Origin of the sequence: Citreicoccus inhibens, from assembly GCF_019039035.1 — a bacterium.
Lineage (GTDB): Bacteria > Myxococcota > Myxococcia > Myxococcales > Myxococcaceae > Citreicoccus > Citreicoccus inhibens.
The window spans coordinates 190,319-217,019 of sequence record NZ_JAHNZT010000005.1 but is presented as its reverse complement, the minus strand read 5'-3'; the positions used below and the strand labels follow the sequence as shown (position 1 = coordinate 217,019).

At 71.6% G+C, this 26,701-nt stretch carries 27 protein-coding genes; 12 read left to right on the top strand and 15 right to left on the bottom strand.

Features of this window, described 5'->3' with window-relative positions; all coding sequences use genetic code 11:
- Positions 1-316: 316 nt before the first annotated feature.
- From KRR26_RS09275 to KRR26_RS09245, 7 genes are all read left to right on the top strand, one after another.
- Positions 317-2,788, top strand: coding sequence for an efflux RND transporter permease subunit (locus KRR26_RS09275; protein WP_236068433.1), 2,472 nt, complete (start codon positions 317-319; stop codon positions 2,786-2,788).
- A 39-nt stretch (positions 2,789-2,827) separates the two neighbouring features.
- The gene (locus KRR26_RS09270; RefSeq protein ID WP_120207568.1) at positions 2,828-3,259 is read left to right on the top strand and encodes a hypothetical protein; all 432 of its coding nucleotides are present in this window, start codon (positions 2,828-2,830) and stop codon (positions 3,257-3,259) included.
- 77 nt (positions 3,260-3,336) lie between these two features.
- Positions 3,337-4,053, top strand: a complete 717-nt coding sequence (locus tag KRR26_RS09265; protein ID WP_120207567.1) for an MOSC domain-containing protein — start codon at positions 3,337-3,339, stop codon at positions 4,051-4,053.
- Positions 4,054-4,200: 147 nt separating this feature from the next.
- On the top strand, positions 4,201-4,770 hold the full coding sequence (locus KRR26_RS09260) for a hypothetical protein (RefSeq protein WP_217079631.1): 570 nt from the start codon (positions 4,201-4,203) through the stop codon (positions 4,768-4,770).
- 306 nt (positions 4,771-5,076) lie between these two features.
- Positions 5,077-6,342, top strand: a complete 1,266-nt coding sequence (locus KRR26_RS09255) for a hypothetical protein (protein WP_217079630.1) — start codon at positions 5,077-5,079, stop codon at positions 6,340-6,342.
- 57 nt (positions 6,343-6,399) lie between these two features.
- Positions 6,400-7,068, top strand: a complete 669-nt coding sequence (locus KRR26_RS09250; RefSeq protein WP_120207562.1) for a class I SAM-dependent methyltransferase — start codon at positions 6,400-6,402, stop codon at positions 7,066-7,068.
- A 93-nt stretch (positions 7,069-7,161) separates the two neighbouring features.
- The gene (locus KRR26_RS09245) at positions 7,162-8,976 is read left to right on the top strand and encodes an acyl-CoA dehydrogenase (RefSeq protein WP_120207560.1); all 1,815 of its coding nucleotides are present in this window, start codon (positions 7,162-7,164) and stop codon (positions 8,974-8,976) included.
- A gap of 58 nt (positions 8,977-9,034) precedes the next feature.
- Here KRR26_RS09245 and KRR26_RS09240 read toward each other — a convergent pair whose 3' ends face one another.
- Both KRR26_RS09240 and KRR26_RS09235 read right to left on the bottom strand, forming a co-directional pair.
- The gene (locus KRR26_RS09240) at positions 9,035-10,123 is read right to left on the bottom strand and encodes a putative NPN-dependent ornithine cyclodeaminase (protein ID WP_120207557.1); all 1,089 of its coding nucleotides are present in this window, start codon (positions 10,121-10,123) and stop codon (positions 9,035-9,037) included.
- 80 nt (positions 10,124-10,203) lie between these two features.
- A complete protein-coding gene (locus tag KRR26_RS09235; protein ID WP_120207555.1) occupies positions 10,204-10,758 on the bottom strand; it encodes a protein-tyrosine phosphatase family protein in 555 nt (184 codons plus the stop codon).
- A 167-nt stretch (positions 10,759-10,925) separates the two neighbouring features.
- Here KRR26_RS09235 and KRR26_RS09230 point away from each other — a divergent pair, with 167 nt between their 5' ends.
- Positions 10,926-11,603: a LysM peptidoglycan-binding domain-containing protein gene (locus KRR26_RS09230; protein ID WP_120207553.1), complete on the top strand. Its 678-nt coding sequence runs from the start codon at positions 10,926-10,928 to the stop codon at positions 11,601-11,603.
- Positions 11,604-11,685: 82 nt separating this feature from the next.
- Here the strand turns inward: KRR26_RS09230 and KRR26_RS09225 are convergent, their stop codons facing one another.
- From KRR26_RS09225 to KRR26_RS09215, 3 genes are all read right to left on the bottom strand, one after another.
- Complete coding sequence (locus KRR26_RS09225) at positions 11,686-12,507, bottom strand: eCIS core domain-containing protein (RefSeq protein WP_236068432.1); 822 nt, start codon at positions 12,505-12,507, stop codon at positions 11,686-11,688.
- The gene (locus KRR26_RS09220; RefSeq protein ID WP_120207551.1) at positions 12,467-12,850 is read right to left on the bottom strand and encodes a hypothetical protein; all 384 of its coding nucleotides are present in this window, start codon (positions 12,848-12,850) and stop codon (positions 12,467-12,469) included. Before KRR26_RS09220 ends, KRR26_RS09225 begins: the two co-directional genes overlap by 41 nt.
- A 207-nt stretch (positions 12,851-13,057) precedes the next feature.
- Positions 13,058-14,269 (bottom strand): metallophosphoesterase, encoded by a 1,212-nt coding sequence (locus KRR26_RS09215; protein ID WP_120207698.1) that lies wholly within the window; start codon positions 14,267-14,269, stop codon positions 13,058-13,060.
- Positions 14,270-14,452: 183 nt separating this feature from the next.
- Here KRR26_RS09215 and KRR26_RS09210 point away from each other — a divergent pair, with 183 nt between their 5' ends.
- Together KRR26_RS09210 and KRR26_RS09205 are read left to right on the top strand one after the other, a co-directional pair.
- On the top strand, positions 14,453-15,007 hold the full coding sequence (locus tag KRR26_RS09210) for a hypothetical protein (protein ID WP_120207549.1): 555 nt from the start codon (positions 14,453-14,455) through the stop codon (positions 15,005-15,007).
- A gap of 77 nt (positions 15,008-15,084) precedes the next feature.
- Positions 15,085-15,882 (top strand): TIGR00266 family protein, encoded by a 798-nt coding sequence (locus KRR26_RS09205; RefSeq protein WP_120207547.1) that lies wholly within the window; start codon positions 15,085-15,087, stop codon positions 15,880-15,882.
- Here the strand turns inward: KRR26_RS09205 and agmC are convergent.
- The 4 genes from agmC to KRR26_RS09185 all read right to left on the bottom strand — a co-directional run bounded on the left by agmC (position 15,879) and on the right by KRR26_RS09185 (position 20,331).
- Positions 15,879-18,281: an adventurous gliding motility protein AgmC gene (gene agmC, locus KRR26_RS09200; RefSeq protein WP_217079629.1), complete on the bottom strand. Its 2,403-nt coding sequence runs from the start codon at positions 18,279-18,281 to the stop codon at positions 15,879-15,881. The genes KRR26_RS09205 and agmC overlap by 4 nt on opposite strands.
- A gap of 52 nt (positions 18,282-18,333) precedes the next feature.
- Complete coding sequence (locus tag KRR26_RS09195) at positions 18,334-18,867, bottom strand: heme NO-binding domain-containing protein (RefSeq protein WP_217079628.1); 534 nt, start codon at positions 18,865-18,867, stop codon at positions 18,334-18,336.
- Positions 18,868-18,959: 92 nt separating this feature from the next.
- The gene (locus KRR26_RS09190; RefSeq protein ID WP_120207541.1) at positions 18,960-19,460 is read right to left on the bottom strand and encodes a hypothetical protein; all 501 of its coding nucleotides are present in this window, start codon (positions 19,458-19,460) and stop codon (positions 18,960-18,962) included.
- A 91-nt stretch (positions 19,461-19,551) separates the two neighbouring features.
- The gene (locus KRR26_RS09185; protein WP_217079627.1) at positions 19,552-20,331 is read right to left on the bottom strand and encodes a class I SAM-dependent methyltransferase; all 780 of its coding nucleotides are present in this window, start codon (positions 20,329-20,331) and stop codon (positions 19,552-19,554) included.
- Positions 20,332-20,482: 151 nt separating this feature from the next.
- On the opposite strand from KRR26_RS09185, the gene KRR26_RS09180 reads away from it, so the two are divergent.
- Entirely contained in the window at positions 20,483-21,721 is a 1,239-nt protein-coding gene (locus tag KRR26_RS09180; RefSeq protein ID WP_236068431.1) for a citrate/2-methylcitrate synthase, read from the top strand.
- Between the two features lie 370 nt (positions 21,722-22,091).
- Positions 22,092-22,376, top strand: a complete 285-nt coding sequence (locus tag KRR26_RS09175; RefSeq protein ID WP_233577190.1) for a hypothetical protein — start codon at positions 22,092-22,094, stop codon at positions 22,374-22,376.
- Between the two features lie 75 nt (positions 22,377-22,451).
- Here the strand turns inward: KRR26_RS09175 and ychF are convergent, their stop codons facing one another.
- The 6 genes from ychF to KRR26_RS09145 all read right to left on the bottom strand — a co-directional run bounded on the left by ychF (position 22,452) and on the right by KRR26_RS09145 (position 26,391).
- Complete coding sequence (gene ychF, locus KRR26_RS09170; RefSeq protein ID WP_120207535.1) at positions 22,452-23,561, bottom strand: redox-regulated ATPase YchF; 1,110 nt, start codon at positions 23,559-23,561, stop codon at positions 22,452-22,454.
- A gap of 42 nt (positions 23,562-23,603) precedes the next feature.
- Positions 23,604-24,140 (bottom strand): F0F1 ATP synthase subunit B, encoded by a 537-nt coding sequence (gene atpF, locus KRR26_RS09165; RefSeq protein WP_120207533.1) that lies wholly within the window; start codon positions 24,138-24,140, stop codon positions 23,604-23,606.
- A 116-nt stretch (positions 24,141-24,256) separates the two neighbouring features.
- Positions 24,257-24,487, bottom strand: a complete 231-nt coding sequence (locus KRR26_RS09160; protein WP_120207531.1) for an ATP synthase F0 subunit C — start codon at positions 24,485-24,487, stop codon at positions 24,257-24,259.
- 151 nt (positions 24,488-24,638) lie between these two features.
- Positions 24,639-25,727, bottom strand: a complete 1,089-nt coding sequence (atpB, locus tag KRR26_RS09155) for a F0F1 ATP synthase subunit A (RefSeq protein WP_120207529.1) — start codon at positions 25,725-25,727, stop codon at positions 24,639-24,641.
- Positions 25,727-26,071, bottom strand: a complete 345-nt coding sequence (locus tag KRR26_RS09150; protein ID WP_233577228.1) for a hypothetical protein — start codon at positions 26,069-26,071, stop codon at positions 25,727-25,729. Before KRR26_RS09150 ends, atpB begins: the two co-directional genes overlap by 1 nt.
- Before the next feature lie 56 nt (positions 26,072-26,127).
- Positions 26,128-26,391 carry an AtpZ/AtpI family protein gene (locus KRR26_RS09145; protein ID WP_120207526.1) on the bottom strand — a complete coding sequence of 88 codons (264 nt, stop codon included), beginning with the start codon at positions 26,389-26,391 and terminating at the stop codon, positions 26,128-26,130.
- Positions 26,392-26,701: the final 310 nt, after the last annotated feature.

Here is a 26,701-nt window from a genome sequence, read left to right as displayed (position 1 = left end):
GCGTTTATGCCGCATCCCGGAAGGTAAGGCCCCGAATGACCGCACCATCTAACGACCCGCGCATTTCGTTGCACGGGATGCATTTCGGGCGAGCGAGCATTCACTGGCGCACGCGGGGAGTGGGGGCGTCCCTCCGCATTTCCTGACACCGGACAGCGGACCCGGGCCCCGTGCAGACGCCGTGCGCCGTGGCCACGTTCCCCCACAGGACAGGCGGCTCGCACAGCGGGCGCCCAGGGAAGGGGTGACCGCCTCGGGCGGTCAGGACGACATGGCCTCGGACCCGTCGGAGTCTTCACCCGGGGAGCGACCGTGGATGCATCGCGTGGAGCTCGCCGTGGGCAGCCTGGCCGTGCACAACCACCGGCGCCCGTGGCTGGCGCTGCTGGCGACGCTGGTGCTCAGCGCGGTGGGGTTGGACCTGGCGCGCACGTTGACGCTCAACGCCAACCTCGCGGACCTGCTGCCCGAGTCCTTCGAGAGCGTGCAGGACCTGCACACCCTGGAGCAGCGCTTCGGCGCGTTGGGTTGGGTGGTGGTGGTGGGCGAGGACGCGGAGCCCGAGGCGCTCCAGCGCTTCTCCGATGAGCTGGCGCCGAAGCTGGAGGCCCTGCCGGGCATCCGCTACGTGGAGGCGCGGCGGCCGGGAACGTTCTTCCGCGACCACGCGCTCTACTTCCTGTCCCCCGAGGACCTTCAGGAGGTGCATCGGCGCCTCGACGCGCGCATCACGTGGGAGAAGCAGCAGGCCAACCCGCTCTACGTGAACCTCACCGACGAGGACGCGCCCTCGCTGGACTTCTCCGACCTGGAGTCGAAGTACGGCGGCAGCGGCGCGCGGCGCCTGTCACGCGGAACGAGCGACGCGTACGTGGATCCCCAAGCGCGCCGCGTGGTGCTGCTGGCCAAGCCCGAGCAGTCCTCGGCGGACCTCACCTACTCGGAGCGCATCGTGGGAGAGGTGCGCGGGCTGCTCGCGCAAGAGAACCTGTCCCGCTTCGGCCCGCGCTTCCATGTGGCCATCACCGGCACGTTCCAGAAGAAGATCGATCAACAGGCGCAAATCACCCGCGACGTGGCGGTGTCCTCGACGGTGGCCACGGTGCTGGTGCTGCTCTACCTGTGGTTCCACTTCCGCAGCGCGCTGGCCGTGGGGCTGGTGCTGGCGCCCGTGGGCGCGGGGCTCGCGTGGACCTACGGGCTGGTGGGCCTGGCCTACGGGCAGGTGAACCTGCTGACCGCGTTCCTGGGCGCCATCCTCGGCGGCCTGGGCGTGGAGCACGGCATCCACCTCTTGGGGCGCTACATGAACCTGCGCGCCGAGGGCGAGTCCTCCGAGGAGGCCACGCGAGAGGCCTTCACGCACACCGGCGGCGCGGCGCTCATCTCCGCGCTGGTGGCGGCGCTCACCTTCTTCGTGCTCGGCACGTCGCGCCTGCGCGCGTTCCGCGAGTTCGGCGTCATCGCGGGCACGGGCATGGTGGTGCTCATCGCCGCCTATGTCCTGGTGCTCCCGGCGGTGCTCGGGCTGGCGGCCCGCTGGGGCTGGCGCGCGCGTCCACGCCGCGAGTCGTCCCGGTCCTCGCGCTTCTCCATGGGGCGCCTCATCCTGCGCCGCCGCGGCCTCATCACCGGCGTGTCCGGCGTGGTGCTGCTCGCGCTGCTGACCCAGCTTCCGCGGCTGAGCTTCGACTATGACTTCAGCTCGCTGTGGGACGAGGACCTGCCCTCGTTCGTGCTGGACCGCGCCGTCAACCAGATCATCGGATACTCGCAGTCTCCCGTGGTGGTGCTGACCAACTCGGCCGAAGAGGAACAGGCCGTGGTGCGCGAGCTCAACGAGCGCAAGCGGCGGCTCGGCAAGGACTCCACCGTCGACTTCGTCATCTCGCTCTCCAGCCTCGTGCCCGCCGAGCAGCAGCGAAAACAGGTGCTGCTGAGAGACATCGCGAAGGTGCTGGAGGACGTGCCCGAGGACTCCCTCGACCCCAAGCAGCGCGAGCAGCTCACGAGCCTCCGTGAGCAGGTGAAGGCCCGGCCCTATACCGAAGAGGACCTGCCCCCCAGCGTGCGCCAGCAGTTCCTGGACCGGCGCGGCAACCAGAGCGGCTTCGTGCTGGTGTACCCGAGCGTGAGCCAGTCAGACGGACAGGCCATGCGCGCCCTGGCCCGCGAGGTGCGCGGCGTGCAGCTCCCGGACGGGCGCCGCGTGTCCGCCGCGGGCGAGCCCATGGTGCTGGCGGACATCATCAACCTGGTGACGCACGAGTCGCCGCTCATCCTGGGCGGCACCACGCTGGCCGTGCTCGGGGCCATGTGGCTGACGCTGGGCGGGCTGCGCATGGCGCTGTTGTGCCTGCTGCCTACCGTGGTGTCGCTGTTCGCGTTGCTCGGGGTGATGCCGCTGTTGCACCTGCCATTCAATTACCTGAACATCCTGGTCATCCCCGTGCTCATCGGGACGACGGTGGACGCGGGCGTGCACCTGCTGACGCGGCTCGCTTCACCGGGCAGCGACTTCGAGCAGGTGTACTCGGAGACGGGCAAGGCCATCGCCGGAGGGCTGCTGACGAGCGCGGTGGGCTTTGGCGCGCTGCTCATGGCGAACCATCCAGGGCTCAAGTCGATTGGCGTGCTGGCCAACCTGGGCTTCGGCACCAACCTCGTCGTCATGTTGGTGTCGTTCCCCGCGCTGCTGCTGGTGGTGTCCGAGCACCGCCGCCACCGGCCCCGGACTCGGGCGCCGGAGGCGGGCGCCGGCGGTCAGCGGACCACGCCCGTGAACTGACGTGTCGCAGCTGGAGGCTCGCACGCGAGGAGGCAGGGCATGGGGAAGCACGGTGGATGGGGGAGCGCGCGGCTCGGCGGGCTGGCGTGCGTGGTGCTGCTCGGCGGTGCGTGCAGCTCGACGCGGGCGGCGCCCACGCGGCTCGCGCAAGTCACTCCCGGGATGCCGGGACAACAACAGCCGGACGAACCCGGCATGACGACCGGACTGGCGCCGCCCACGCCGCCGCCGTCGTATGGACAGACGGACGCGGGCACGGGCGGCTCGGGCGCGACGCTGCCCACGCCCTACTCCTCCAGCGGCGGAGGTGACGCGGGGTTGAGCTCGAGCGCGGTGCTGCCGCCGGGCACAGGGACCGCGGCACCGGGCATGGGCGGCGCGGGGACGACGGTGGGCCCCGACACCAACACCTCGGGGGACTTCCTGCCCGCGCCGAGCGGCTCGGTCATCGACGGAGGCATGGGCCGCTGAGGCCGCGATGACGTGAGGGCGCCGGGGTTCGCGCGTCGCTGGACACGCTGCCCGGTGCCTGCTTTGTCGCCACCCCCATGGACTCCGCCGCGCCTCGAATCCTCTCCCTGTGCGTTGGGCTGGTGCGCGAACATGGCGTCGCCGGCGCGGCGGATCCGCTGGCGCGGCCGTGGGTGAGCGGCACGTACAAGGCGCCCGTGACGGGCCCCGTGTGGCTCACCCGCACGGGGCTTCGCGGAGACGGGCAAGCGGACCTGAAGGTTCACGGTGGCCCCGAGAAGGCCGTGCTGGCCTACGCCGAACGCCACTACGCCTTCTGGCGCGAGCTGCTCGCGCGAGAGGACGTGGGCCCGGGGGCGTTCGGTGAGAACTTCGTCCTCTCGGGCGGCGCCGAGGACAGCGCGTGCATTGGCGACCGCGTGCGCGTGGGCACCGCGCTGCTCGAGGTCTCCCAGCCGCGTCAGCCTTGCTGGAAGCAGGCGCGGCGGTGGAATCGCAAGGACCTGCCCCTGGTGATGCAGCAGTCCGGGCGCACCGGCTGGTACTTCCGCGTGCTGGAGGAGGGCACCGTGGCGGCGGGTGATGCCCTGGAGTTGCTGGAGCGTCCCTTCCCCGCGTTCACCGTGGCGTTCGCGAACCACGCCATGCACGCGCAGGACCGCGAGGCCGCCGCGGCGCTCGCGGAGTGTCCGCGGCTGACGCCGGGGTGGCGTGAGTCGCTGGCGCGCCGGGCCGCCGCCGCGCCGCGCAAGGATGATCGCCCCCGGCTCGTGGGCCCCAACGACGGCGACTGACGAACGTTCGCGCCCCGGTGCGTGCGGACTGGAGGCCTCGCGGGTGCGGCTCCGGGCGCGGACGGCCAGGGGAGCGCCCCCTGCGCGTGCGGGAGCGGCTGCCCACGTTCGGGCGAGCAGTCGGACCCTCACAGCGGGAGAGTCGCAATGACGAAGTTCTTCAAGACCCAGCTCACCGTGGCCAGCCTCCTCGTCGGCGCGCTCGCGCTCGGCACGGGCTGCAAGACGAACAAGTCGGCGGAGCGCGGCACGGAGCCCATGCCCCCCGCGACGGACTACACGGGCACGGACCAGGGACCGGGTCAGGCGCCCACGGAGACCGGCACTCCGCCGCCCAGCAGCGGCGGCTCCGGCTACGAGCAGCCCAACCCGCCGCCTCCGCCCGACAACAGCGGCATGGGCAATGAGCCCGTCACCCAGCCGCCGTCCTCGCTGCCCCCGGACAGCGGCGGCTCCGGCACCTCCAGCACCGGCGAGTCCGAGCCGGGCGTGCACCATGGCGACATGAACTCGCCCAGCACGGGCGGCTCCGGCCAGGACATGAACCCGCCGCCGTCCTCGGGTGACACGACGATGCCGCCCAGCTCCGGCGGCTCCGGCAGCACCGGCGGCGACATGAACAACCCGCCGTCGTCCAACAGCGCGGGCCAGGGCACGATGGACCCGTACGCGCCGAACACCAACAACCCGCCGCCGAAGGACAGCACCACCCGCTAGTCCAGGCGCGCTGAAGCCTTCCACGGCGGAGCCCGCGCGCGCTGAGGCACGGGCTCCGCCCCCCTGGAAACAGCGAGCGTCGCCTCCGCGCGCCAGCGCTGGCACGCCCGCCTGGAGTCGGAGGAAGGAACAGGGCCCGCCCGCCCGATGTTCGACGCACCCACCAGCGACCAAGGGAGTCACGGGGTTCCACACGCCCGGTGTTCAGCGCGCGAAGGACGGGCGAAGTGGCTCGCTCCGCGACATATCCGCGATGCTCCGGCGTTCATCCGGGGCAATGAACCCGATGCGCGAGGAACCCGAGACATGAAGCTGTTGCTGGCGGGCCGACGTGGCCAGGGCGAAGTCCCCCTCTCCGCGGACGGCTCCACGGGAGACTGGCTGCGCCAGGTGGAGCAGTGGTTCCACGACGCGTGCGCGGGCGAGTGGATGGCGGGCGCGCGCGTGGAGCCCGGCCCCCATGACTCGCTCATGCTGCGCCTGCGGCTGCACCCCGCCGCCAGCGACCTCAGCATCGTGGCCGCGAGCGAGGGCCGCATCGTCGTCTCCGCCGAGACGTCCGCCGTCGGCCCCGGCTACCACCGCTACCTCTGCGACCACCTGCGGAACATGGGCGACGCGCACGGCATCTTCTGGGCGGACCCCGACGAGGGCGCCGGCGTGGGCGACGCCACGGGCTACTTCCACTCGGCGAACCCCGCGTCCATCGAGCCGGGGTTTCTCGCGTGGCTCCACCTCTCCATCGGGCGCCTCTTGCGGCGCCGAAGCGTGGGCGAGTCCGGTCTCACGCTCTCGCTGCCTCCGGGCCACGACTTCGAGCACCCCGGCGCGCTGCTCACGCCCCTGGGCCCGCGCGACGAACCGTGGATGCTCGGCGTCCTCGAGGACCCCAGCCAGGGCCGCGACGTGTTCCCCTGGTGGGAGCCCACGGTGACCGCGCGCGTGCGGCTGGGCCGCGCGCTGTGCCGGCTGTGGACGGACGTGATGTGGCGCCCGCCCCTCCTGGACGACGAGCGGCGACTGCTCCGCGACGTGGCGCGCACGCTGCAATTGGCCTGGCGCGAGGACCCCTCCCTGCCCTACCCCTGGCGAGCGTGGCAGGAGGTGCTGGGCTATCTGGGCATGGGCGGCACGCTCGCCGAGGAGGTCCACCGGCGCGCGGGCGCCAGCGCCGGGGGACCGCCGCTGGGTTATCGCCGGGGCACGCTTCGGGTGGACCTCCCGGGAGGCTGGCGGGTGCGCGTCCCCGGCTCGTTCTCGGAGTCGCGGCTGGAGGACGGCAGCTGGGTGGCGCGAGACCATCGGCGCAGCGTGCGCGTGTTGACCATGGAGGACGCGGACGCAGGCGCGCCCGAGCCCAGCGGCGCCGAGCGACACGCCCTCGACCTGGAGCACCAGACGGAGCGCGTGACGAGCCGCGCGTCCCTGCACCTGGAGCCCGGCCTGTGTCGCCTCATGGCCCTGTACCACGCGGGCACCCGGCGCGCGGTGGGCGTGGTCAGCTTCGACGACCCCGACGAGCAGGACTGGGCGCTGGAGACGTGGCGCTCGGTGGACTTCGCCGCCCCCTGAACACGCGGCCTCACCGCGCCAGGGCGCGCACGGGGGCCGTGCTACCGTGAGCCCCGCATGTCCCGGGATGCGCAGCAGGAAGACGCCGTGCGGCAGGTGTACGAGGAGATCGCCCCCGCCTATGAGGCGCTCTTCCCGGTGCTGCACCGCTACGGCGACCGGGTGGAGCGCTTCCTCGACGACGCGGTGACGCCAGGATGCCGCGTGCTCGACGTGGGCTGCGGCCCCGGCCCGCACACGCGCGCGCTGGCGTCCTCGGTGGACGTGGTGGGCCTGGACCTCTCCCCCGAGATGCTGGCGCTGGCCCGACGCGCGCGCCCCACCGGAACGTGGCGCGTGCACAGCTACCACCAGCCCGTGCCCGCGGAGCTGGGCCGCTTCGACGTCGCGCTCGCCATCGGCTGTCTCGACTTCTGCCATGACCTGCCGCGCGTGCTCGGGAACTTCGCCGCCGCCCTGAAGCCCGGGGGACGAATGCTCCTCACCCTCCTGGAGCGGCGCCCGGGCCTGGAGGCGCACACGTCCGCCACGCGCGTCATCCCCACCGCGGGCCCCCAGGTCACCTTGAACCTGTACTCCTTCGAGGAGACCGCCCGCGCCTTGACGCAAGCCGGCTTGATGCCCCGCGCCTACGCGCACGCCCCCGGCTGGGTGCACCTCACCGAGCAGCGCACCATGTGGTTCGGCTGGTGGGACGTGGTCGCCCCGGGCGGCGCGGCGCTCTGACTCACGAATCAATCTCGGGTAGCCTCGGGGCCCTTCTGGAATCCCCCGAACCCGGCCCGCGCGGTGCGTCCGCGGGGTCGTGAGGAGCCTGAGATGTCGTCGTCGCACCACTACACGCCCAACCTCCGCGACCTCCAGTTCAACCTCTTCGAGTTCCTCGACATCGGGAGGACCTCGCTGGGCCACGCGCCCTTTGGCGACCTGGACGAGACGGCGGCGCGGCAGATGCTGGAGATGTTCGCCAAGCTGTGCACGGAGGAGCTGGCGACGAGCTTCGACGAGGCGGAGCACAACCCGCCGAAGCTGGAGAACGGCGTGGTGACGCTGCCGCCGGGACTCAAGCGCGGCATGACGGCCTGCTACGACGCGGGCATGCACCTGCTGGAGCAGCCGCCGCACCTGGGCGGCATGGGCGCGCCGCCGACGCTGGGCTGGGCCGCGTTCGAGCTGCTGGTGGGCGCCAACGCGTCGCTGGCCTTCTACACGCTGGGCAACCTGATGGCGCGCATCATCGACCGGCTGGGCACCGAGTCGCAGAAGCGCCGCTTCCTGCCGCACATCCTGGACAAGCGCTGGGGTGGCACCATGGTGCTCACCGAGCCGGACGCCGGCAGCGACGTGGGCGCGGCGCGCACGAAGGCGCGGCACGTGGAGGGCGACCTCTGGGAGATTGAGGGCGTCAAGCGCTTCATCACCAACGGCGACTCGGACATGTCCGAGAACGTCATCCACATGGTGCTGGCCCGCCCCGAGGGCGCGGCGCCGGGCACCAAGGGCCTGTCCCTCTTCATCGTGCCCAAGTACTGGGTGGACGAGCAGGGCAACCTGGGCGAGCTGAACGGCGTGGTGTGCACCAAGCTCGAGAAGAAGATGGGGCTCAAGGGCTCCGTCACCTGCGAGCTGACGTTCGGCGACGGCAAGCCGGCGCGCGGCCTCCTCGTGGGCGAGGTGCATGACGGCATCCGCCAGATGTTCCACGTCATCGAGCAGGCGCGCATGGCGGTGGGCGTCAAGTCCATGTCCGCGCTGTCCGCGGGCTACATGCGCGCGCTGGCCTTCTCCAAGGAGCGCCTGCAGGGCGCGGACCTGATGAAGGCGCGCGACAAGTCCGCGCCGCGCGTGCCCGTCTTCCAGCACCCGGACGTGCGCCGCATGCTGATGGCGCAGAAGGCCCACGCCGAGGGCATGCGCGCGCTGTGCCTCTACACCGCGTCCATCCAGGACCAGGTGGAGCGCATGGGCGGCCACCGCGCCACCGAGGCCGGCGAGGCGGACGTCCTCAACGACATGCTCCTGCCGTTGGTGAAGGGCTACTGCTCGGAGAAGTCGTACGAGCTGCTCGCGCTCTCGCTGCAGGTGCACGGCGGCTCGGGCTACCTGCAGGACTACCCGGTGGAGCAGTACATCCGGGACCAGAAGATCGACACGCTCTACGAGGGCACCACGCACATCCAGGCGCTCGACCTCTTGATGCGCAAGGTGGCGCGCGACGGTGGCGCCACGCTCCAGGGGCTGCTCGCGAAGGTGCGGCAGACGGCCGAGGGAGACGAGGGCGGCGCCGAGCTGAAGTCCGAGCGCGAGGCGCTGGGCGAGGCGCTCGGCCAGCTCGAGATGATGCTCGGCACGCTGATGGGCAAGCTGGGCGAGTCCGTCTACCACGTGGGCCTGCAGGGCAACCGCGTGCTGTTCGCCGTGGCCGAGGTGGTGATGGGCTGGCTGCTGGTGCGGCACGCCGGCGTGGCGCTGGAGCGGATGAAGGAGAACCCCGGCGACAAGGCCTTCTACGCCGGCAAGGTGGCCAGCGCCCGGTGGTTCTGCCACGAGGTGCTGCCCGGCATCGCCCACGCCGCGCGCATGGTGGAGCGCGGCAACCTGGACCTGATGGACGTGCCCGAGGAGTCGTACTGAGGGCCTGAGTCTTCCGCGCGCGGCGCTCGCAAGGTCGAGCCGCCGCGCGCAGGAGGCGTCAGCGAGCGCGGGCCGCCAGCTCGCGCTCCACGTAGAGCCGGAGGATGTGCATGAAGTCCTGGGCGTTGGTCACCACGCCGAAGGCCTGATGCGTGCCCCGGTCCTTCAGCTTGCTCACCACGAACTCGGACGAGTCCACGCAGATGGTGGGCAGCTCGCGCAGCGCGCCGTCCGACTCGGTGACGAACGCGGGCAGCATGTTGCCCGTGGCGATGGCGTGCAGCGCCGTGGCGATGAGCACCGCCAGGGTGGCCTTCACCGCGTGGCGGCGCATGGCGTCCTGCGCGGCCAGGTTGTCCGTCACCACGTCCGGCAGCGGGCCGTCATCCCGGATGGAGCCGGTGAGGACGAAGGGCACGTTGCGCGTCACGCACGCGTGCATGATGCCGTTGGTGATGACGCCCGCCTTCACCGCCGCCGCGATGGAGCCCGCCGCGCGCACCTTGTTGATGGCGCGCATGTGCAGGCCGTGGCCGCCCGACGTCGCCTCGCCCGAGCCGCTCATGCCCAGCGTGGTGCCGTAGATGGACGCCTCGATGTCGTGCACCGCCACCGCGTTGCCCGCCAGGAGCGCGCCCACGAAGCCGTTCTCGATGAACCACGTCATGTCCGCGCGCGCCCGCGAGTGCACCAGCGCCGGCCCCGTCACCCACACGGGATAGCCGCCGCGCTCGCGCTCCTCCACCAGCAGCCGGGCCATGTGCGCGTAGTCGATGGGCTTCTCGCGCGACACCTCGGACGTCATGAACTTGAACTCACCCTCGCCGCCCTCGGTGAGGTACGCCATGTTCACGAAGACGCCCTCGCTGCCGTCCTCCGCGCGCCCCACCACCACGCGCTCGCCCGCGCGCACGCGGCGTCCCTCGCGGACCCAGAGCGCGCCCTGCGCGTCCAGCACCAGCGCGCCGTCCATGCGCGGCTCGCGCGGCATGCGCCACTGCCCTTGCAGCCGCACGTACGTGGGCAGGTTGGTGGTGGTGAAGAAGCCCTCGGGCAGGACGCCGTCCGCGGGCGCCGGCTCGAAGCGCGCGTCCGGGAACTGCGCGAACCGCGCGGCCGAGAAATCAGGATGAGCGATGGAGGTCACCGCGCCACCATGCGCGGCCCCTCCGCACCGTTCAAGCGCCGCGACGCGCCCCCGTCCCGCACTCCACCCTCGCGCGTCCTTCAGGACTCTTCGGCCGGGGGTGGGTGGCGCAGGTGACTGTAGGCCCGCTCCGCCAGGGCCTCCACCGACGGCACCGCCCAGGACACCGCGTGCCCCTCGCGCCACCGCGCCGTCCACGCGCGGAAGGCCCTCAGCTGCGTCTCACTGGGCGACACCTGCCACCGCCGCGCCTTCGCGTTCGCCAGGGCCTCCAGCGGCGCCTCGCCTCGCGCCACCATGACGCACAGCGCCAGCAGCGCGCTGCGGCCCACGCCGTGCTCGCAGTGGATGAGCACCTTCTCTCCGCGCGCCAGTCGCTCGGCCACCCAGGCCACGCCGTCGTCCAGGCGTTCCAGGCGGAGCGCTCCGAGGTCCTGGGCGGGCAGGTGCAGGAACGCGATGCCGTGCTCGCGCAGGGCGCGCTCGTCGTCACGGGCCTCGCCGCGCACGTCCACGATGGCGGAGATGCCGAGGTTCCGGGCCAGGTGGTCCGCCGCCTCGATGGGGAAGCGGCCCCCCACCGCGAGCGAAGGCGTCACCCAATCGAGGTTCAGCTTCCAACGCGACGGGCTCATGCCTCACAACCTAGGGCCAGCCCCGCCACCTCGCGAGTTTTACAGTCCCAGCTGATCCGGTGACAAATCCGTCGCGGGACGCAACAAAGCCGCGCCATCTCAGAGAATGAAAACAATCGCAGCAATTGGTAACTGACCGCCATCGCTCTCTCTCCCCGGAGCCCCCTGTGAGCATCAAGATCAAGTCCGGCGACACCTTGTCCGCCCTCGCCCAGCGCTACAACACCAGCGTCGGCGCGCTGATGAAGGCCAATCCGCAGATCCAGAACGCCGACCTCATCTACGCGGGCAAGTCCCTGAACATCCCGGGCAGCAAGGACGGCTTCGACTCCCCGTCGCTGCGTCCGAGCGGCTCGGGCAACATCGACGGCTCCGGCCCCATCAACTCCGGCCCCGGCACCAAGGGTCCCAAGGGCAGCCCGTTCGACATCGCCCAGGCGCAGCTCGGCAAGAACGCCGGCTCCCTGAAGCTGGAGACCACGGGCGTGGGCTCGGACATGGACGACGGGATTCCCAACGACGTCAACTGCGCCAACTTCGTCTCCGCGTGCCTGGAGCAGGCGGGGCAGATCAGCAACAGCCAGCACAACAACTCGGTGTACGGCCTCCAGTCGAACCTGGACCGCGACCCGAACTTCAAGCGCGTGAGCCTCCAGGACGCCAAGCCGGGCGACGTGGTCAGCATGAAGACCCCCGGCGGCGAGCACGTGGTGATGTTCGCGGGCTGGAAGAACGGCCAGCCCCAGTTCATCGGCTCCAACAACGTGAACGCGGATGGCTCGCAGCGCATCACCCTCAGCTCGATGAACTACCCCATCATGTCGGTGCACCAGTACCGCGGCTGAGCGCGAGTCCACCGCAGCGCAGTCCTTCCGGGGCGTCCGGCTCGCGCGATGCGAGTCGGGGGCCCCGGAGTCGTTTCGGAGCTCAGGGCGCGCCGCGGCCGGCGTAGAGGCAGTCCATGGCCTCGTCCAGCAGGGACAGCGCGCTGTCGGACCAGCCCCGCAGGCGCACCTGCGCGGTGGGCGCGGAGACGGGCGGCACCAGGTGGGCCTCCACCGCGTCCTGGATGAGCTGCGCCTGCTGCTCGGGGTTCAGCTCGGCCCAGCGCCGCCGCTGCGAGACGGCCTTGCGCCAGTCGTAGCCATCCCCCAGGCATTGCGCGAGCAGCGCGGCGCTCAAGTAGGCCGTGCCCCCGTGCTGGTGCTGCCACACGTGCGTCAGCTCATGCACGAGCAGCCCGAAGTCCGCGGCCGAGTCCCCCGGCGGCAGGAAGACGGTGTCGCCGTGCGCGAAGGCCCGGCCCGTCACGCCCAAGAGCCCCAGCGGACCTTCCTTCACGCGCACGGCGCCGTAGTCCAGGCTGCCCCCGAAGATGGGACGCAGCCGCGCCACCTCGGCGTCGGTGAGGCGGCGGCCCAGGGTCTCCAGGCCGGCGAGGACCTGCGCGGCGCTCAGCACCCGCACGCTCACCATCAACACCACGTCCACGGGGAGCTGCGCCATCCGCCACAGCCCCTGCTTCAGCTGGGGCAACCCCTCGCGCGAGCGCCCCGAGGCGCAGCGGGCCACGCCCCCCGCCAGCGAGGCCAGGGCGAAGATGGCGCTGCGCGCCGCGCCCGCCGAGGCGCTGATGAGTCCCGTGACGAGTCCATGCCCAGCGTCCAGGCACCGGTCAGTCAGCGAGACCGGGGACGCGGACCGGCCTTCATGGGCTGCGTGCGGCGGCAGGAAAGCGGGAGATCCCAAGCACCGACTCCACGAGCAGGCGCAGCTCGCCCGGGCGCCAGGGCCGACCGAGTGCGAAGTGGGTGACGCATGACGCCCGGACCCGGGCGGCGGCCTCTGTACGGAAGCCAGCGGACAACAGGATGCGGGGTCCCTCAAAGCCCCGCTCCACCAGCCGGGCCAGGAACCCTTCCAGGATGGGACGCGCCGTACAATCCATGTCCAGCACCAGCAGCTCCGGCGTGGCCCCCGCGTCCAACCGCCGCTCCGCGGACGCCGTCCCCAGCGCGTGCAACATCTCACACTGAGAGACCAGCTCCCGCCCCACCGCCAGTCGAATCAATGGCAGCTCGGACACCACCATCACCCGAGGCGCGCCTGACCCAGCCCGGTTCCGGACCCCCACCCCAGGCCGCTCCCATCCTCCAGGCAGCATCCCCCCCATCAGCGGGAGGGTCAGCGGGGAGGGGGCGGTCACATACGGGAGGGGAACAGTGGACACACCCCAAGAGTAGACAGCATTAGTGGAAATATCAAGTTTTGCTTCAATCCATGCCCTGTCGGGACCTGCTCAGTGGGGCTGGGTGGGGACCAGGGTCAGCTCGGCGATCTCCGGCGAGGGGCCGAGCCGCAGGGGCGGGCCCCAGTAGCCGGTGCCCCGGTGGGTGTAGACGCGAACGCCGGCCACTCGGGCAAGCCCGCGAACCACGGGCTGCTGGAGCTTCACGAAGAACATGAAGGGGAACACCTGGCCACCGTGGGTGTGGCCGGAGAGCTGGAGATCCACCCGCAGGCCCTGGAGCGACAGCGCCGAGCGCGGCTGGTGCGCGAGCAGCACGCGCGGCACGTCCGCCGGAGCGCCCGCCAGCGCGAGGTCCGGACGGCTCGCGTGCTCGGGGTCGATGCTTCCCGCGTTGTAGTCGGTGACGCCGGCCACGACGAGCCGCGCCCCGTCCCGCTCCACCACGCGGTGCTCGTTGCGCAGCACCGTGAGGCCCAGGCGCGCCACCTCGGCGGCCCAGGCCCGGCCGCCGTGGTAGTACTCGTGATTCCCCGTCACGTAGAAGACGCCCAGCTTCGCGCGCAGCCCCGCGAGCGGCGCCACCTCGTCGCGCAGCGCCTCCACGCTGCCGTCCACCAGGTCCCCCGTCACCGCCACCACGTCCGGCGCGAGCGCGTTCACCTGCTCCACCACGCGCGTCAGCCACTTCCCGTCCAGCGTGGGGCCCACGTGGATGTCGGAGATCTGCACCACCTTCAGGCCGCTCAGGCCGGCGCCCAGTCCCTCCACGGGCACCGTCACCCGCTCCACCCGAGCCCGCCCGCGCGCGGTGAGGAACGCGAACCCCACCGCGGGCAGCGCCGTCAGCAGCACGCCCAACGCCTTGCCTCGCGCCAGGGCCTGCGGGTCGGTGACGGTGCCCGTCCAGCGCAGCACCGCGCCCACCAGGTCCGCGGCCACCGTGGTGGTGAAGAACACGCCCAGCGAGCCCAACCAGATGAAGGCCACCCACTTGAGCACGCGCAGGGCGCCAGAGGACTCGTGCCGCCCCAGCAGCATGCCCGCGGGCAGCATCACGAAGAGCGCCCCCAGCGCCAGCTCGCCCAGCAGGGTCCAGGGCGCGGGCCACGCGGGCTCCGCGAACAGCCGGAGGCCCACGTATGCGTGGAACCCGCCGAACAGGCAGAGGATGACGCCCACCCGCACGACGAAGGCCCACAGCACGCTCGCGGGCAGCCGAGGCCCCCGCTCCGCATCGACCCCAGGGGACAGCTCCGCCACGGCCACGCACCCTTTCGGCGCCCGAGACGGGGCCGCTGGGGCGGGACGATAACGCCCGCCTCCCCCACTCGCTCGGCAACCCGCCCGCCCCCCTGGGGTTCCCTGCCTCGGCCACCGGGCAAGCGACCCGAGGCCCCTGCCCCGCCCCCCTCCCGCCGGGAAGACCGGGCCTACGTTTGGGCCATGAAGACCTCCACACTGCTCGTCGCCAGTCTGCTGCTCGGGGCCGCCCCCGCGCTCGCCAAGGACCACCCGAAGTCCGACGACGCGGCGCAGTCCCAGTACCTCACCCTGCGCACGCCGAGGCAGGACATCACCGCGAAGGTGACGCCCACGGACATCAGCAGCCCGCAGTTCCAGCTGGGGATGGACTCGAACAGCATGCGAGGGCGGGCGTATGGCCGCACGGTGGACCTGTCCCTGAACCAGGAGAAGGGGGAGGTCACCGGCTCGTTTGGCCAGTCCCCCGTCAACCTGAAGGTCACCGAGAACGCCAACACGCTGGAGGCGAAGGGGTTCTTCGCCGGGCAACCCTCGAACCTGAAGATTTCGCCGGACACGCTCACCGGCACCGTGGGGCGCTGCAGCTACCAGCTCAAGCAGCAGGACGCGCTCTACCAGGGCTCGCGCTCATGCGGTCGCGGCGTGGAGAACCCGGTGAGCGTCTCCATCCCGCCGCTCATCGCGGACTCCAGCGCGCGCGCCGTGGCGGCCCTCTCCGTGCTGCTCTCGAAGTAGCGGCGGCGCCTCGGGCGCCCCTCGGCACGGCTATCGTGCATCCCCTCGCGAGCTGATGGGGCGAGTGGAGGGTGTTCATGGCGCGCATGCACGAGGTGGACTTCCAGGTTCACGGCGATGATTTGCAGTTCGTGGAAGTGGAGCTGGACCCGGGAGAGGCCGCGGTCGCCGAGGCGGGGGCGTTCATGTACATGGAGGACGGCATCGAGATGGAGACCGTCTTCGGCGACGGCTCCAAGGCGAAGAGCGGCCTGTTCGACTCGCTGATTGGCGCGGGCCGGCGCCTGCTGGCGGGCGAGTCCCTCTTCACCACCGTCTTCCTCAACCGCGCGGGCGGCAAGCGCAAGGTGGCCTTCGGGGCGCCTCACCCGGGGAAGATCATCCCCGTGGACCTGGGGCAGATGGGCGGCGAGCTCATCGCGCAGAAGGACAGCTTCCTCGCGGCGGCCAAGGGCGTGTCGCTGGGCATCGCGATGCAGAAGAAGCTGGGCGCGGGCCTCTTCGGCGGCGAGGGCTTCATCATGCAGCGCCTCCAGGGCGACGGCCTCGTCTTCATCCACGCGGGGGGCACGCTGCACGAGCGGATGCTGGGACCGGGCGAGCTCTTGCGCGTGGACACCGGCTGCATCGTCGCGTTCCAGCCCACCGTGGACTTCGACATCCAGGCGGTGAGCGGCATCAAGACGGCCTTCTTCGGCGGAGAGGGCTTCTTCTTCGCCACCGTGCGGGGGCCGGGGCGCGTGTGGCTCCAGTCCCTGCCCTTCAACCGGCTCGCGGGGCGCGTGCTCGCCGCCGCGCGCCCAGGCGGCTCGTCCGAGGAGGGCTCCGTGCTGGGCAACCTCGGACTCGGCGACCTGGGCCTGGGCAACCGCTAGCCGCGCCGGGCTCGCCGCCGCGCCAGGGCGAGCAGCCCCAGCCACGCCCCCGCGCCGGCCAGCCCGTCCAGCGGGGTCGCGCCGCAGCCGCAGCCCACGTCCAGCGCGGTGGGGCCTCGCACCTGGAAGTCCACCGCGCTCGAGCGCGCACCCGCCACGCCCTGCGTCTCCACGGTGCGCGCCACCACGCGGTGGTCGCCCAGCGCCAGCGCCTGGTTCGCGCTCACCTCGTGGCGGAAGACCCCCGCGTCATCCGTGGTGACCGTGGCCAGCGCCACGCCATCCAGCTCCAGGGCCACCGAGGCGCCCACCACCGCCACTCCCGCGAACAGCGGCGTGGGGTCCACCACCTCGCCCTGCTCGGGCAGCACCAGCACCGGGGCCAGCGGATCCCTCACGCCCGCGTCCGGCTGCGTCCCAGCGTCAACGCCCCCGCCCGCATCGGGCGTGCCCCCGTTGCCCGCGTCGGGAGGCGGTCCGGACCCGCCGTCGACCTGCGCCACCACGACCTCGAAGGTGGTCGCGGAGGAGGAGGGGCCGTTGTTGCCGTTCTCGTCATGCGCGTGCACGCGGGCGCGGTGCGGGCCCGGCGTCATCGGCTGGTCTCCCGGCCGCGCGTAGCGGAAGCGCCCCTCCAGGTCCATGGAGAGCACCACCTCGGGCTCGTCGTCGATGTCCAGCCCCACCGAGGCGCCATTGGTCGCGGTGCCAGCGAACAGCGGCGTGGGGCTCACGGTGTCTCCCGTCGCGGGCACCACCAGCACGGGCGCCACCACCACGCCGCCATCCGAGAGCATCACGGGCGTGGTGAAGCGAACCGGCGTGGCGGGCGCGCTGCCCATGCCCAACACCTCCGAGAAGACCTCCACCAGGTGCTCGCCCGGAGGCAGCGGCTGGCGCGGGGTGACGGAGAAGCGCCCCGAGGAGTCCGGCACCACCGCCGACAGCCGCACGCCGTCCACGGACACGTACACCACGGGGCCCACGACATCCGCCGTGCCGTCGATGCGCGGCAGCGGGTTCAGCACGAGGCTGCCCTCGCGCGGCGCGACCACCACCGGCGTGACGAGCACGCGGAAGGGAATCAGCAGCGGCTGCGCGGTGCCCACATAGGGCGCCACGTCGGTCGCGAACGGCGCGGCCATGTCCACCCCGCCATCCGAGATGACCGACAGGCCACCGCGCCCGGCCTGCACGGACGACGAGCACGTCACGGTCGTGCCCTGCAACAACAGACGCCCGCCCGCGCCGCCACCGCCCGCGCCGAGCAGCTCCGACGCGAAGGGCGTGATGTCTCCGCCCTGCCCGCCGTTCGCCTGGGCGGAGCCACAGTTGAGCTGGGTCGCGCTGCGCAGGATGACCGTGCCACCCGCTCCGCCGCCCCCCGCGCCATCCGAGCCCGTCGTGAACGCCGGCGCGGCGCCGTTGGCCGAGTAGGTCCCGGAGCCGACGAAGAGCGACGCGCGGGTGAAGACCGCCCCGCCGCCCCGCTCGCCTCCCGTGCCCTGGGTCTGGTCGCCCTCGCCCGCGCCACCGCCACCGCCGAAGAGGAAGTGGTCATAGAGGGTGTAGGTGAGCGACGCGCCGCCCAGGCCCCCCTCGTTGCGTCGGCCGTCCTTCTCGGCGGTGCGCCCGCCCGCGCCGCCCACGCCACCATGGCCTCCGCCTCCGCCGCCCGCGTTGTTGCAGTTGGCGCCGCCGCCGCCGTTGGCGACGTTGCCTCGGCCCGTGCCCCGCGTCGCCACGCCTTCACCGCGCTCGGTGCCGCCCGCCTCGAAGGACAGATTGAGCCCCGTGCACCCCAGCGGCCCCGTGGAGTGGTCGCGCTGGCTGCCGCCCTCGAAGCCCTTGCCGTCCGCGTGGACGCGGCCCGCATTGGAGAGCGTGCCGGACACCACGAACGCGAGGATGCCGCCCGTGGGCGCCTTCCAGGGCGGCGCCACCAGCGAGCCCGACGCGGTCACCGTCACGTCCTTGTACTCGGGCACGCGCACCACCTGCCCGCCGACCTGGAAGCCGAAGCGCAGCGGCGCGGTGAGCGTCATCCGGCGCACCGTGGTGTCCACCTTGCCCACGCGCGCCAGCTCCCACTGCCCCAGGTTGCGCGGCCCCAGGTCCAGGGAGGACGTCCCCACGGGCGCGGCCCAGGTGGGCTCGGTCGTCTGATGGAACAGCACCAGGTCGCCGACGGCGAAGCCCGCCACGGTCGAGAGCCGCACCCCCGTGGCGCCCGCGACGGCGTCCGTCGAGATGGCGGCGAAGGCCGTGTTGATGACGACGTCCGGCGTCGAGACGGTCAGCGAGCCATCCCGGCCCGTTCCCAGGCCAAAGGAGTCCGGCTCGGCCAGCGCGAGGCCCGCATGGAGACACACGAGCGTGATGACAAGGGCGATCCGCATGTCTCCCCATGCTGCCCCAGCAGGCCGGTCCCGGTCGAGAGAGCGCCCACACTCAGGGCATGAGGAGCACCTGGAGCTCGCAGCGGGGCGCCCGCTGATGCATGCACTGGTGCTCGTGCACGACGACGCGCTGCCCCATCTCCCGCGCCAGCCCCCGGATGAAGCCAATGCCCACGCCACACAGCCGCCGCGGCGAGCCATAGGACACGAGCACCACGTCCTCCTCGCGGCGGATCCGCAGGTTCGAGGGAGGCGGCTTCGCGTCCTGTCGCACGCTCCGGAGGATGTGCTCGGCCCGCTCCACGATGTCGAGCACGCTCCAGTTCGGCTCCAGGAGGACGCGGTACTTGCGCAGCAGGCTCGGCGCGATGAACTCGCCAAAGTCCTCCAGCACCAGGCGCGGGGCCTGTCCCAAGAGCTGCGCGGTGGCGGCGACCAGGGCCGTCACCTCTTCGTCCGGGTACTGCTGGAACGCCAGATAGATGCGCTGAGGCAGACCCGCTCGCTCCAGGAGCGACTCCCAGCCCTGGGTCCCCAGGCGCGACTGGGCGTAGCCCCGCAGCTCATGGAAGAGAATGCCGTGCATGGAGCGCCTCCGGGCCGAGGTTCCCCTCGGCCGTAGCACGCTCCGCGGCCCGCGTGCGACCCGGGGGCGAGAACCCGGTCCAACGCTGAACATCAACGCGCTGAGACAAGCCCTCGGAGCTGTTCGAGGTTGAACGGCGCGAAAAATGTCTGCCTTAGCAGTCGCGACACGGCCCGTTTTTCCACACACACGAGCTGATACGCGTCCTCCCACTCCCCCAGCAATACAATCACTCTCACGTCCGGGGCCGCGCGGTAGAGGTCATTCAGGTTGTGCGCGAGCGCGGCCGCGTCCTCCACCTCCCAGCGCTCCTCCGCGCCCTCGGCCTCCACGTGCAGCGTGAGCACGGGCCGCTCGCGCACGTCGGTGATTTTCAGCCGCCGCGCCGCACCTCCCATGGCGGCCGTGAGCGGGCCCACCAGCTCATCGGGCCGCACGCCATACGCCACGGACAGGCCTCCGCTCAGCGCGCCCGCGTCGCACAGCCGCAAGAGCGACACATGGGGCGGCTCCCCGGCCCGCACATGCTCCGCGGCGGCGGCGCGGTTCTTGAGAAGGTGCTCGCGGTCGAGCGCATCGAGGAGGGAAGCCATGGCCGGCGCACCCTACCTGATGCGATGCCTCGCCCGCCTTGGAGTCCACGCCCCGCCGTCCACGGGGTTCAGGTGGAGACGCCCTCCCGCCTCAGGGCCGCGTGGCGATGAGCGCGAACACGCGATGCGGGATGGACAACGTCTCTCCGGGGAAGCGCTCCGCGAGCCGGCGCGCCAGCTCCGCGTCGAAGCGGGCCACCTGCTCGGGCGGCAGCGACGCCCCCACCCGTGCGCTCGCGCGGACGCGCCCCAACCACGCCGAGCGCGCGTAGAGCGTGGGCGCGTCGAAGGAGAAGGACTCCAATCGCTGGAAGCCCGCCGCGGTGACGTCATGGAACCACTGCGGATAGATGCCCGCGCCGTGGCCCAGTTGGACGTACAGCGGCAGCGGGCCCGGGTTGAACGCATTGATGAGGTCCTCGGTGGCCTCGGCGACGCTGCCGGGCGTGGGCAGCCAGTCGAAGTGGGCGATGACCAGCCGCCCTCCTGGAGCCACCAACCGGAACGCCTCGCGCGCGGCGGCGTCGCGCTCGAACCAGTGCCAGCACTGCCCCGCCACGTACAGGTCCACCGAGCCCGTGGGCAGGCCCGCCTCCTCGGCGCGGCCCAGCCGGAAGTCGATGGAGAGCCCCGCCTGCACCGCGGCCTCGCGCGCGGCGGCGAGCTGAGGCGCGGCGGGGTCCAGCGCGATGACAGCGCACCCCCGCGCGGCCAGCCCCCGCGCCACGGTGCCGGTGCCCGTGCCCACGTCCAACGCGCGCAGGCCCGAGCGCAGCACGCCCTCCCGCTCCAGCCGCGCGAAGAAGGCGTCCGGGAAACCGGCCCGGTGCTTCAAGTAGTCCGACGACGTGCGTCCGAAGTCCACGTTCATGGCGGTGCTCCTCTGGGCCTGCTGGAGACTTCGGCTCGACGGGATGTCGAGTCGAGTCGACAATGGCGCGCCAGGAGGCGCGTGCAGCATGGTGGGTCGCAAAGGCGGTCGCTCTCAATCTCGATTCGACCTTCGACATGAGGAGGCGCTGATGTCCGCGGCGGAGGCCGCCACCCTGCTCGGCGTGAAGCGGGCCACGCTGTACACGTACGTCAGCCGAGGGCTCGTGCGGTGCGTCCCCGAGCCGGGCACCAAGGAGAACCGCTACGTGCGCGCGGACTTGGAGCGCATGAAGGCACGACACGACGCGCGCGCGGGGCACGCCGCGGTGGCCTCGGGCGCGCTGCGCTGGGGTGAGCCCGTCATCGACTCGTCTGTGTCTCGCGTGGGCGCGGCGGGGCTCGCGTACCGAGGCCACGCGGCCGTGTCGCTCGCGCTGGAGGGGCGCGCCTTCGAGGACGTCGCGGAGCTGCTGTGGACGGGCACGCTCCCGACCGCGCCCGCGCGCTGGGAACCTCCAGAGCCACCGCCATGGCCCACCGCCACGCTGGCGGCGCTGCTGCCACGCGACACGCCTCCCATCGCGTCCCTGTCCGCGCTGGTGGCCCTGCTGGGCGCACAGGACGCGGCGCGCTTCGCCGCACCGCCCGAGCAAGAGAAGGCCCGTGCGAGACGCCTGCTGCGCCACCTGGGCGCCTGGGGCTGCGTGGCGCGAGCACCGGGCCGGGTGGCGCGCGCGCTGGAGGAACCGACCGTGGCCGCGTCGCTCGGTCACGCGTGGGGCGCGAAAGGCAAACACGCACCGGGGCTGCTCAACCGGGCGCTGGTGCTGTGCGCGGATCACGAACTCAACGTGTCCACCTTCGCCGCGCGGGTGACGGCCTCATCGGGGGCGGACCTCTACGCGTGTCTGGGCGCGGCGCTGGCGGCGCTCTCCGGGCCCAAGCACGGCGGCGCGTGCGACCGGGTGGAGGCCCTGCTCACCGAGGTGGGCCGCCCCGAGCGCGCGGCCTCGGTGGTGCGCGAGCGGCTCCGGCGCGGCGAGGCCCTCACCGGCTTCGGCCACCTGCTGTACCCGGACGGCGACCCACGCACCCCGCCGCTGCTCGACGCGGCGCTGGCCCTGCGGCCCGAGGCCCCGGGGGTGCGCGTGGCGAAGGCCGTGCTGGAAGTGGTGCGCGATGCGGGCCACCCCGCGCCCTCCCTGGACTTCGGGTTGGTGACGCTGTCCCTGGCGCTGGGACTGCCCGCTGGCGCCGCGGCCACGCTGTTCGCCGTGGGGCGCGCGGCGGGCTGGGTGGCGCACGTGCTGGAGCAGCGCGAGCAGGGGCACCTGCTGCGCCCTCGGGCGCGCTACGTGGAGACACCGCGAGCGGATCCGCGCCGGTGACGCGAGGAAAAACGCTCGGGGCGCGGTGGTCCCCATCTCCCCACGGGAACCACCGCGCCTCGAACTCCGCGCCCGCCCCGTCTCCCCTCGGAGCGGTCGCGTTACCGCACTGCGACTGCGACAGCTGTACTGATTTGCCTGCGGTCACCCGCCGTAAGACGGCCGGGTGACCCGGAGATTCCCACGACCGCGAGGCGTTTCACAGTCCGTACGCGCCAGAGAATCATCCCGGAATACTCGCGGCCATCAGCCAGGGCCTCCTGCCAGGGAGGAGGGGCCCGGTCGCGCCCACCCCGGGTGTGTCACCTGTGAGGCATCCCCACCGTGAATCCGGTTGGAGGCAGGACACCCGGCGGACAGACTGGCGGGCGTGAATTCGCGCCCGCCGCTGCCCGTGCCCGTCCTGATGTTGCTCGGAAACGTCGCCTTCATCGGGGCCTGGGTCGTGGTCCTCATGCACCCCACCGGCTGGCAGGTGCTGGGTCCCGTCCTGCTGGGCCTCTTCCTCCTCATCCGAGTGGGCGGCGCTTGGCTGTATGCGTCGCGAACGCCAGACCCCTCTGGCCGCGTCCGGCGCTCCGCCATCGCCACCACCGTCATCGCGCTGTTCGCGGTGGGGCTCTGGGTCTTCACGCTGCTGCGCGGGCCGGGCTAGGCCACCCCCAGAAAACGAAAGCGGGCGCCTCCACGAAGGAGACACCCGCCGGGTAGGCCGCGCTCGCGCGACGCCTCAGACGTTGAAGCGGAAGTGCATGCAGTCGCCGTCCTGGACGACGTACTCCTTGCCTTCCACGCGCAGCAGGCCCTTCTCCTTCACGGAGGACTCGCTGCCCAGCTTCACCAGGTCCTCCCAGCGCATCACCTCGGCCTTGATGAAGCCACGCTCGAAGTCCGAGTGGATGACGCCCGCCGCCTGCGGCGCCTTGAAGCCCTGGTGGATGGTCCAGGCACGGCACTCCTGTTCGCCCACCGTGAAGTAGGTCCACAGGCCCAGCAGCTTGTAGCCGGCGCGCACCACCTTGTGCAGGCCCGGCTCCGTCAGCCCCGCGCTCTCCAGGAAGCCCGGACGCTCGGCCTCGGGGAGCTGTTGGATTTCCGACTCCATGGCGGCGGCCAGCACCACCACGCCCGCGCCTTCCTTGGTGGCCATGTCGCGCACGGCCTGGACGTACTTGTCGCCCTCGTCCTTGCCAATCTGCCCCTCGCTGATGTTCGCCACGTACAGCACGGGCTTGTCCGTCAGCAGGAACATGTCGCGGATGGCCGCGCGCTCGTCATCCGTGAGCTTCTGCGCGCGCACGGTGGTCGCGTTGTCCAGCCCCGCCTTGATGCGGTCCAGCAGCACCAGCTCGGCCTTGGCCTCGTCGCCCGCCTTGCCGCCCGACTTGGCGTTGCGCTGGGCGCGCTCGCGGCGCTTCTCCACCGTCTCCAGGTCCTTGAGGCACAGCTCCGTGTCGACGACATCCCGGTCCCGCACCGGATCCACGCCGCCCTCGACGTGGGTGATGTTCTCGTCCTCGAAGCAGCGCAGCACGTGGAGCACGGCATCCACCTGGCGGATGTTCGCCAGGAACTGGTTGCCCAGGCCCTCGCCCTTGGACGCGCCGCGCACCAGGCCAGCGATGTCCACGAACTCCAGCGACGTGGGGATCTTCTTCAGCGGCTTGATGAGGGCCGACAGCTGGTCCAGGCGGTCATCCGGCACCGGCACCACGCCCACGTTCGGCTCGATGGTGCAGAACGGGTAGTTGGCCGCCTGCGCGCCCGCGGCGGACAACGCGTTGAACAGGGTGGACTTGCCCACGTTGGGCAGTCCGACAATGCCGATGGAGAGAGCCATGTTGGATTCCTGGAACAGGCGGGCCCGGGGGCACGCTTCCCGCTAGGCCGACTTGCGCGCGCCCTGCACCGGCAGGGACTGCACGAACTGCTCGGCCAGCGCGCGGTGCTTGCTGTCGTCCATGCGCTCGTTCAGGAGCTTGCCGGCCACTTCCATGGACAGGTCCACGGCCATGGAGCGGACCTCCGCGATGGCCTTGGACTTCTGCTCCTCGATTTCGCGGCGAGCGCCGGCCTTGAGCTCCTCGGCCTCCTTGCGGCTCTTGGCCATCAGCTCGTCGCGGAACTTCTCCATGTCCGCCTGGTTGCGGCGCATCATCTCCGCGGCCTCACGGCGGGCCTCGGCGATGGCCGTCTTCTGGTCGGCGAGCAGCTTCTCCGCCTCGGCGCGCTCACGCTTGGCGCTCTCGATGGCGTTGGAGATCTGCTTCTCGCGCTCCTCCACCAACTGGAGGATGGGGCCCCACGCCTTCGCCCGGAGGACGACGAGCACGAGGATGAAGGTGACGATGGTCCAGAAGATGAGTCCCGGGCGGACCTCCACGAAGCTGCTGGAGGCGAGGACGGAGGGCAGGAGCATGGCGTGTCCCGAGGCGTGAAGAGAGGAGGGCGGGAACTGCGGGTGAAGCGGGAACTGCACCGACCTGGCGCCCGCGGACTCGAGCCCGGGGCGCCAGTGCGGCGTGACGAACCTGCTTAGGCCTTGATGGCGAGCAGGATGCAAACGACCAGCGCGAACAGCGTGGCGCCTTCGATGAGGGCCGCGGCGATGATCATCGTGGTGCGGATGTCGCCAGCGGCGGCCGGCTGACGGCCCGTGGCGTCCATGGCGGCGGCGGCGAGCTTACCGATGCCGAGGGCGGCGCCGATGATGGAGAGGCCAGCGCCGATACCGGCGGCGAGGAAGGCAAGAGCGAAGTTGGTCATGGAAGCACTTCTACTTTCAGAGCGAGGACCCGCTTGTGGGGGGGTCGTGAATTCCCTTGAGGACTACCTCTGGCGACCTTTCGAATCGCCAGGTCTTCAACCGGGGCGCCGTACCGCCGCGCCCCGTCAACTCGATGAGACCGCGACCGGCTCAGGCGTGCGCCTTGCCGTGGTCGTGGGCGTGGCCGTCTTCCTTGTGGCCGTGCCCGTGGTCGCCCTCGTGGCCGTGGTCATCGTGGTGGTGGCCCATGGCCACGCCCATGCCGATGAAGAGGGCCGAGAGCATCGTGAAGACGTACGCCTGCACGAAGGCCACGAACAGCTCCAGCAGGTAGATGCCGAAGGCGAACGGCACGCTCACCAGGGCCACCGCGGGGTGGGCCAGCATGAAGATGAGGCCCAGGAGGAAGAAGATGACGATGTGGCCCGCCAGCATGTTGGCGAAGAGACGGATGGTGAGCGCGAAGGGCTTGGTGAACAGGCCCAGCACTTCCACCGGAATCATGATCGGCCACAGCCAGGGGGCCACGCCGCCCGTCAGGTGCTTCAGGTAGCCGCCCAGGCCCGCCGCGCGGATGCCGGCAATCTGGGTGACGACGAAGGTGCACACCGCCAGGCCGCAGGTGACCGCAATGTTGCCCGTGGCGGTCGCCATCCAGGGGAACAGGCCCAGCAGGTTCATGAAGAGGATGAAGAAGAACGCGGTCAGCAGGTAGGGCGTGTACTTGGGCCCCTCCTCCTTGCCGATGTTCTTGATGGCCAGCTCGTCACGCACGAAGAGGACGAGCATCTCGAAGAGGTTGGCCCCGGCGCCGCGCGGCACCAGCTTGGACTTGTCGCGGTTGCTCCACAGCATCAGCGAGCCGATGAGCAGCACCGCCGCCAGCCACATCATCACCGTGTGCTTGGTGATGGAGAGGTCCAGGCACCCGGCGCCCAGGCCCGGCGTCACTTCGCCGTGCTCGGAGGCCACCGGCGCGCACGCCCCCTCGTGGAAGGGGATGAGCAGCCGGGGCAGGTGGATGACGTGCTCCTCGGAGCTGAGCGGCACCTCGAACTCGTACTCATTCGAGTCCGCCACGTGGTGGAGGATGTAGCCGGCCACGTCCTCCTTCCCCGCCGCCTCATGGCCACCCGCGGGGGCCTCGTGGCCCGCGGGCTCGTGCCCCTCGGACTCATGCTCCGAGGCCTGCACGGCGCCCGCGAACAGACAGGCGAACAGCACCATAGCCTTGCGCATCACTCGTCTCCGCCCGCCGCGCCTTTCGACGCGGCCATCACGTAGCTCACTTCAATCCACTGCAGCGCGAAGTAGACGCCAAAGAAGCCGCCCACGAACGGCACCGCGCTCAAATCTCGAGACACCACCCACGCCAACCCCAACCCCACGCACACCCCGCGCAGCGCGAACACCAACCCCACGACCTTCAGCGCGGCCTTCAGGTCCGCCTGCCGCATCGCCCGTCGCTTCAACAGCAGCGCCAGGACACCCGCCACCGCCGACAACCCCACGCCCAACAAGGCCGCCAGCCGGTCATCCGCCGCCTTCGGCATCGCGGCGGCCACCACCAGCCCCACGACCATCACCCCCGCCGCCAACCCCGCGTGCGACCGGAACGGGTCGCTTCCAGACTCCCGCGTCACTTCCGCTTCCCCAGTCGGGCCATCTCACGGAGGAAGCCGTAGAAGCCCACGCAAATCCCCACCAGGCTCAGCCCCAGCAGCACCCACGGCGCCGTCCCCAACCACCGGTCCAGCCACCACCCGCCCAGCACCCCCACCACCGCGCCGCCCACCAACTTCCACACCGCCGAGATGTAGGGCTCCGCGGCCCTCATCTGCCGGGCTGTCTCGCCCAGCTCCCGGTCATCGGGACGGTTGTTCGAGGGTCGTCGCTCCGCCATGTGGACGCCTCACCAAACCCTGGGAAACCTTGGGTTTCACCATCACCCCACCCTGCCCCATTCCACGCGCGGGCGCCGCTTAGCACCGAATGAGCGGCAGGCGCAACCGCTACCATCCGGGGGTGGACACTCCCTCGGGAGAGGGGGTTGCGGCAGGCGTGAGTTCTTCTCTCGCTCGGAGGATCTGCCGTGCTCGTCTGGCGGGCGGACGCCGAGGCCAGGGCCCGCCCGGCCGCGCCTCGCCGCGGCGGCTCCCGAGTCGCCAGCTTGCCTTGCGCACCGCATCCTTTCCGCGCGTCGTCCCGGAGGA

What these genes read in the sequence shown, in the direction of transcription:
- KRR26_RS09275 (WP_236068433.1), top strand. Translation starts at nt 317, where the DNA reads ATGCATCGCGTGGAGCTCGCCGTGGGCAGCCTGGCCGTGCACAACCAC.
- KRR26_RS09270 (WP_120207568.1), top strand. Translation starts at nt 2,828, where the DNA reads ATGGGGAAGCACGGTGGATGGGGGAGCGCGCGGCTCGGCGGGCTGGCG.
- KRR26_RS09265 (WP_120207567.1), top strand. Translation starts at nt 3,337, where the DNA reads ATGGACTCCGCCGCGCCTCGAATCCTCTCCCTGTGCGTTGGGCTGGTG.
- KRR26_RS09260 (WP_217079631.1), top strand. Translation starts at nt 4,201, where the DNA reads ATGACGAAGTTCTTCAAGACCCAGCTCACCGTGGCCAGCCTCCTCGTC.
- KRR26_RS09255 (WP_217079630.1), top strand. Translation starts at nt 5,077, where the DNA reads ATGAAGCTGTTGCTGGCGGGCCGACGTGGCCAGGGCGAAGTCCCCCTC.
- KRR26_RS09250 (WP_120207562.1), top strand. Translation starts at nt 6,400, where the DNA reads ATGTCCCGGGATGCGCAGCAGGAAGACGCCGTGCGGCAGGTGTACGAG.
- KRR26_RS09245 (WP_120207560.1), top strand. Translation starts at nt 7,162, where the DNA reads ATGTCGTCGTCGCACCACTACACGCCCAACCTCCGCGACCTCCAGTTC.
- KRR26_RS09235 (WP_120207555.1), bottom strand. Translation starts at nt 10,758, where the DNA reads ATGAGCCCGTCGCGTTGGAAGCTGAACCTCGATTGGGTGACGCCTTCG.
- KRR26_RS09220 (WP_120207551.1), bottom strand. Translation starts at nt 12,850, where the DNA reads ATGGTGGTGTCCGAGCTGCCATTGATTCGACTGGCGGTGGGGCGGGAG.
- KRR26_RS09210 (WP_120207549.1), top strand. Translation starts at nt 14,453, where the DNA reads ATGAAGACCTCCACACTGCTCGTCGCCAGTCTGCTGCTCGGGGCCGCC.
- KRR26_RS09205 (WP_120207547.1), top strand. Translation starts at nt 15,085, where the DNA reads ATGGCGCGCATGCACGAGGTGGACTTCCAGGTTCACGGCGATGATTTG.
- agmC (WP_217079629.1), bottom strand. Translation starts at nt 18,281, where the DNA reads ATGCGGATCGCCCTTGTCATCACGCTCGTGTGTCTCCATGCGGGCCTC.
- KRR26_RS09195 (WP_217079628.1), bottom strand. Translation starts at nt 18,867, where the DNA reads ATGCACGGCATTCTCTTCCATGAGCTGCGGGGCTACGCCCAGTCGCGC.
- KRR26_RS09190 (WP_120207541.1), bottom strand. Translation starts at nt 19,460, where the DNA reads ATGGCTTCCCTCCTCGATGCGCTCGACCGCGAGCACCTTCTCAAGAAC.
- KRR26_RS09185 (WP_217079627.1), bottom strand. Translation starts at nt 20,331, where the DNA reads ATGAACGTGGACTTCGGACGCACGTCGTCGGACTACTTGAAGCACCGG.
- KRR26_RS09180 (WP_236068431.1), top strand. Translation starts at nt 20,483, where the DNA reads ATGTCCGCGGCGGAGGCCGCCACCCTGCTCGGCGTGAAGCGGGCCACG.
- ychF (WP_120207535.1), bottom strand. Translation starts at nt 23,561, where the DNA reads ATGGCTCTCTCCATCGGCATTGTCGGACTGCCCAACGTGGGCAAGTCC.
- atpF (WP_120207533.1), bottom strand. Translation starts at nt 24,140, where the DNA reads ATGCTCCTGCCCTCCGTCCTCGCCTCCAGCAGCTTCGTGGAGGTCCGC.
- KRR26_RS09160 (WP_120207531.1), bottom strand. Translation starts at nt 24,487, where the DNA reads ATGACCAACTTCGCTCTTGCCTTCCTCGCCGCCGGTATCGGCGCTGGC.
- atpB (WP_120207529.1), bottom strand. Translation starts at nt 25,727, where the DNA reads ATGCGCAAGGCTATGGTGCTGTTCGCCTGTCTGTTCGCGGGCGCCGTG.
- KRR26_RS09150 (WP_233577228.1), bottom strand. Translation starts at nt 26,071, where the DNA reads ATGGTCGTGGGGCTGGTGGTGGCCGCCGCGATGCCGAAGGCGGCGGAT.
- KRR26_RS09145 (WP_120207526.1), bottom strand. Translation starts at nt 26,391, where the DNA reads ATGGCGGAGCGACGACCCTCGAACAACCGTCCCGATGACCGGGAGCTG.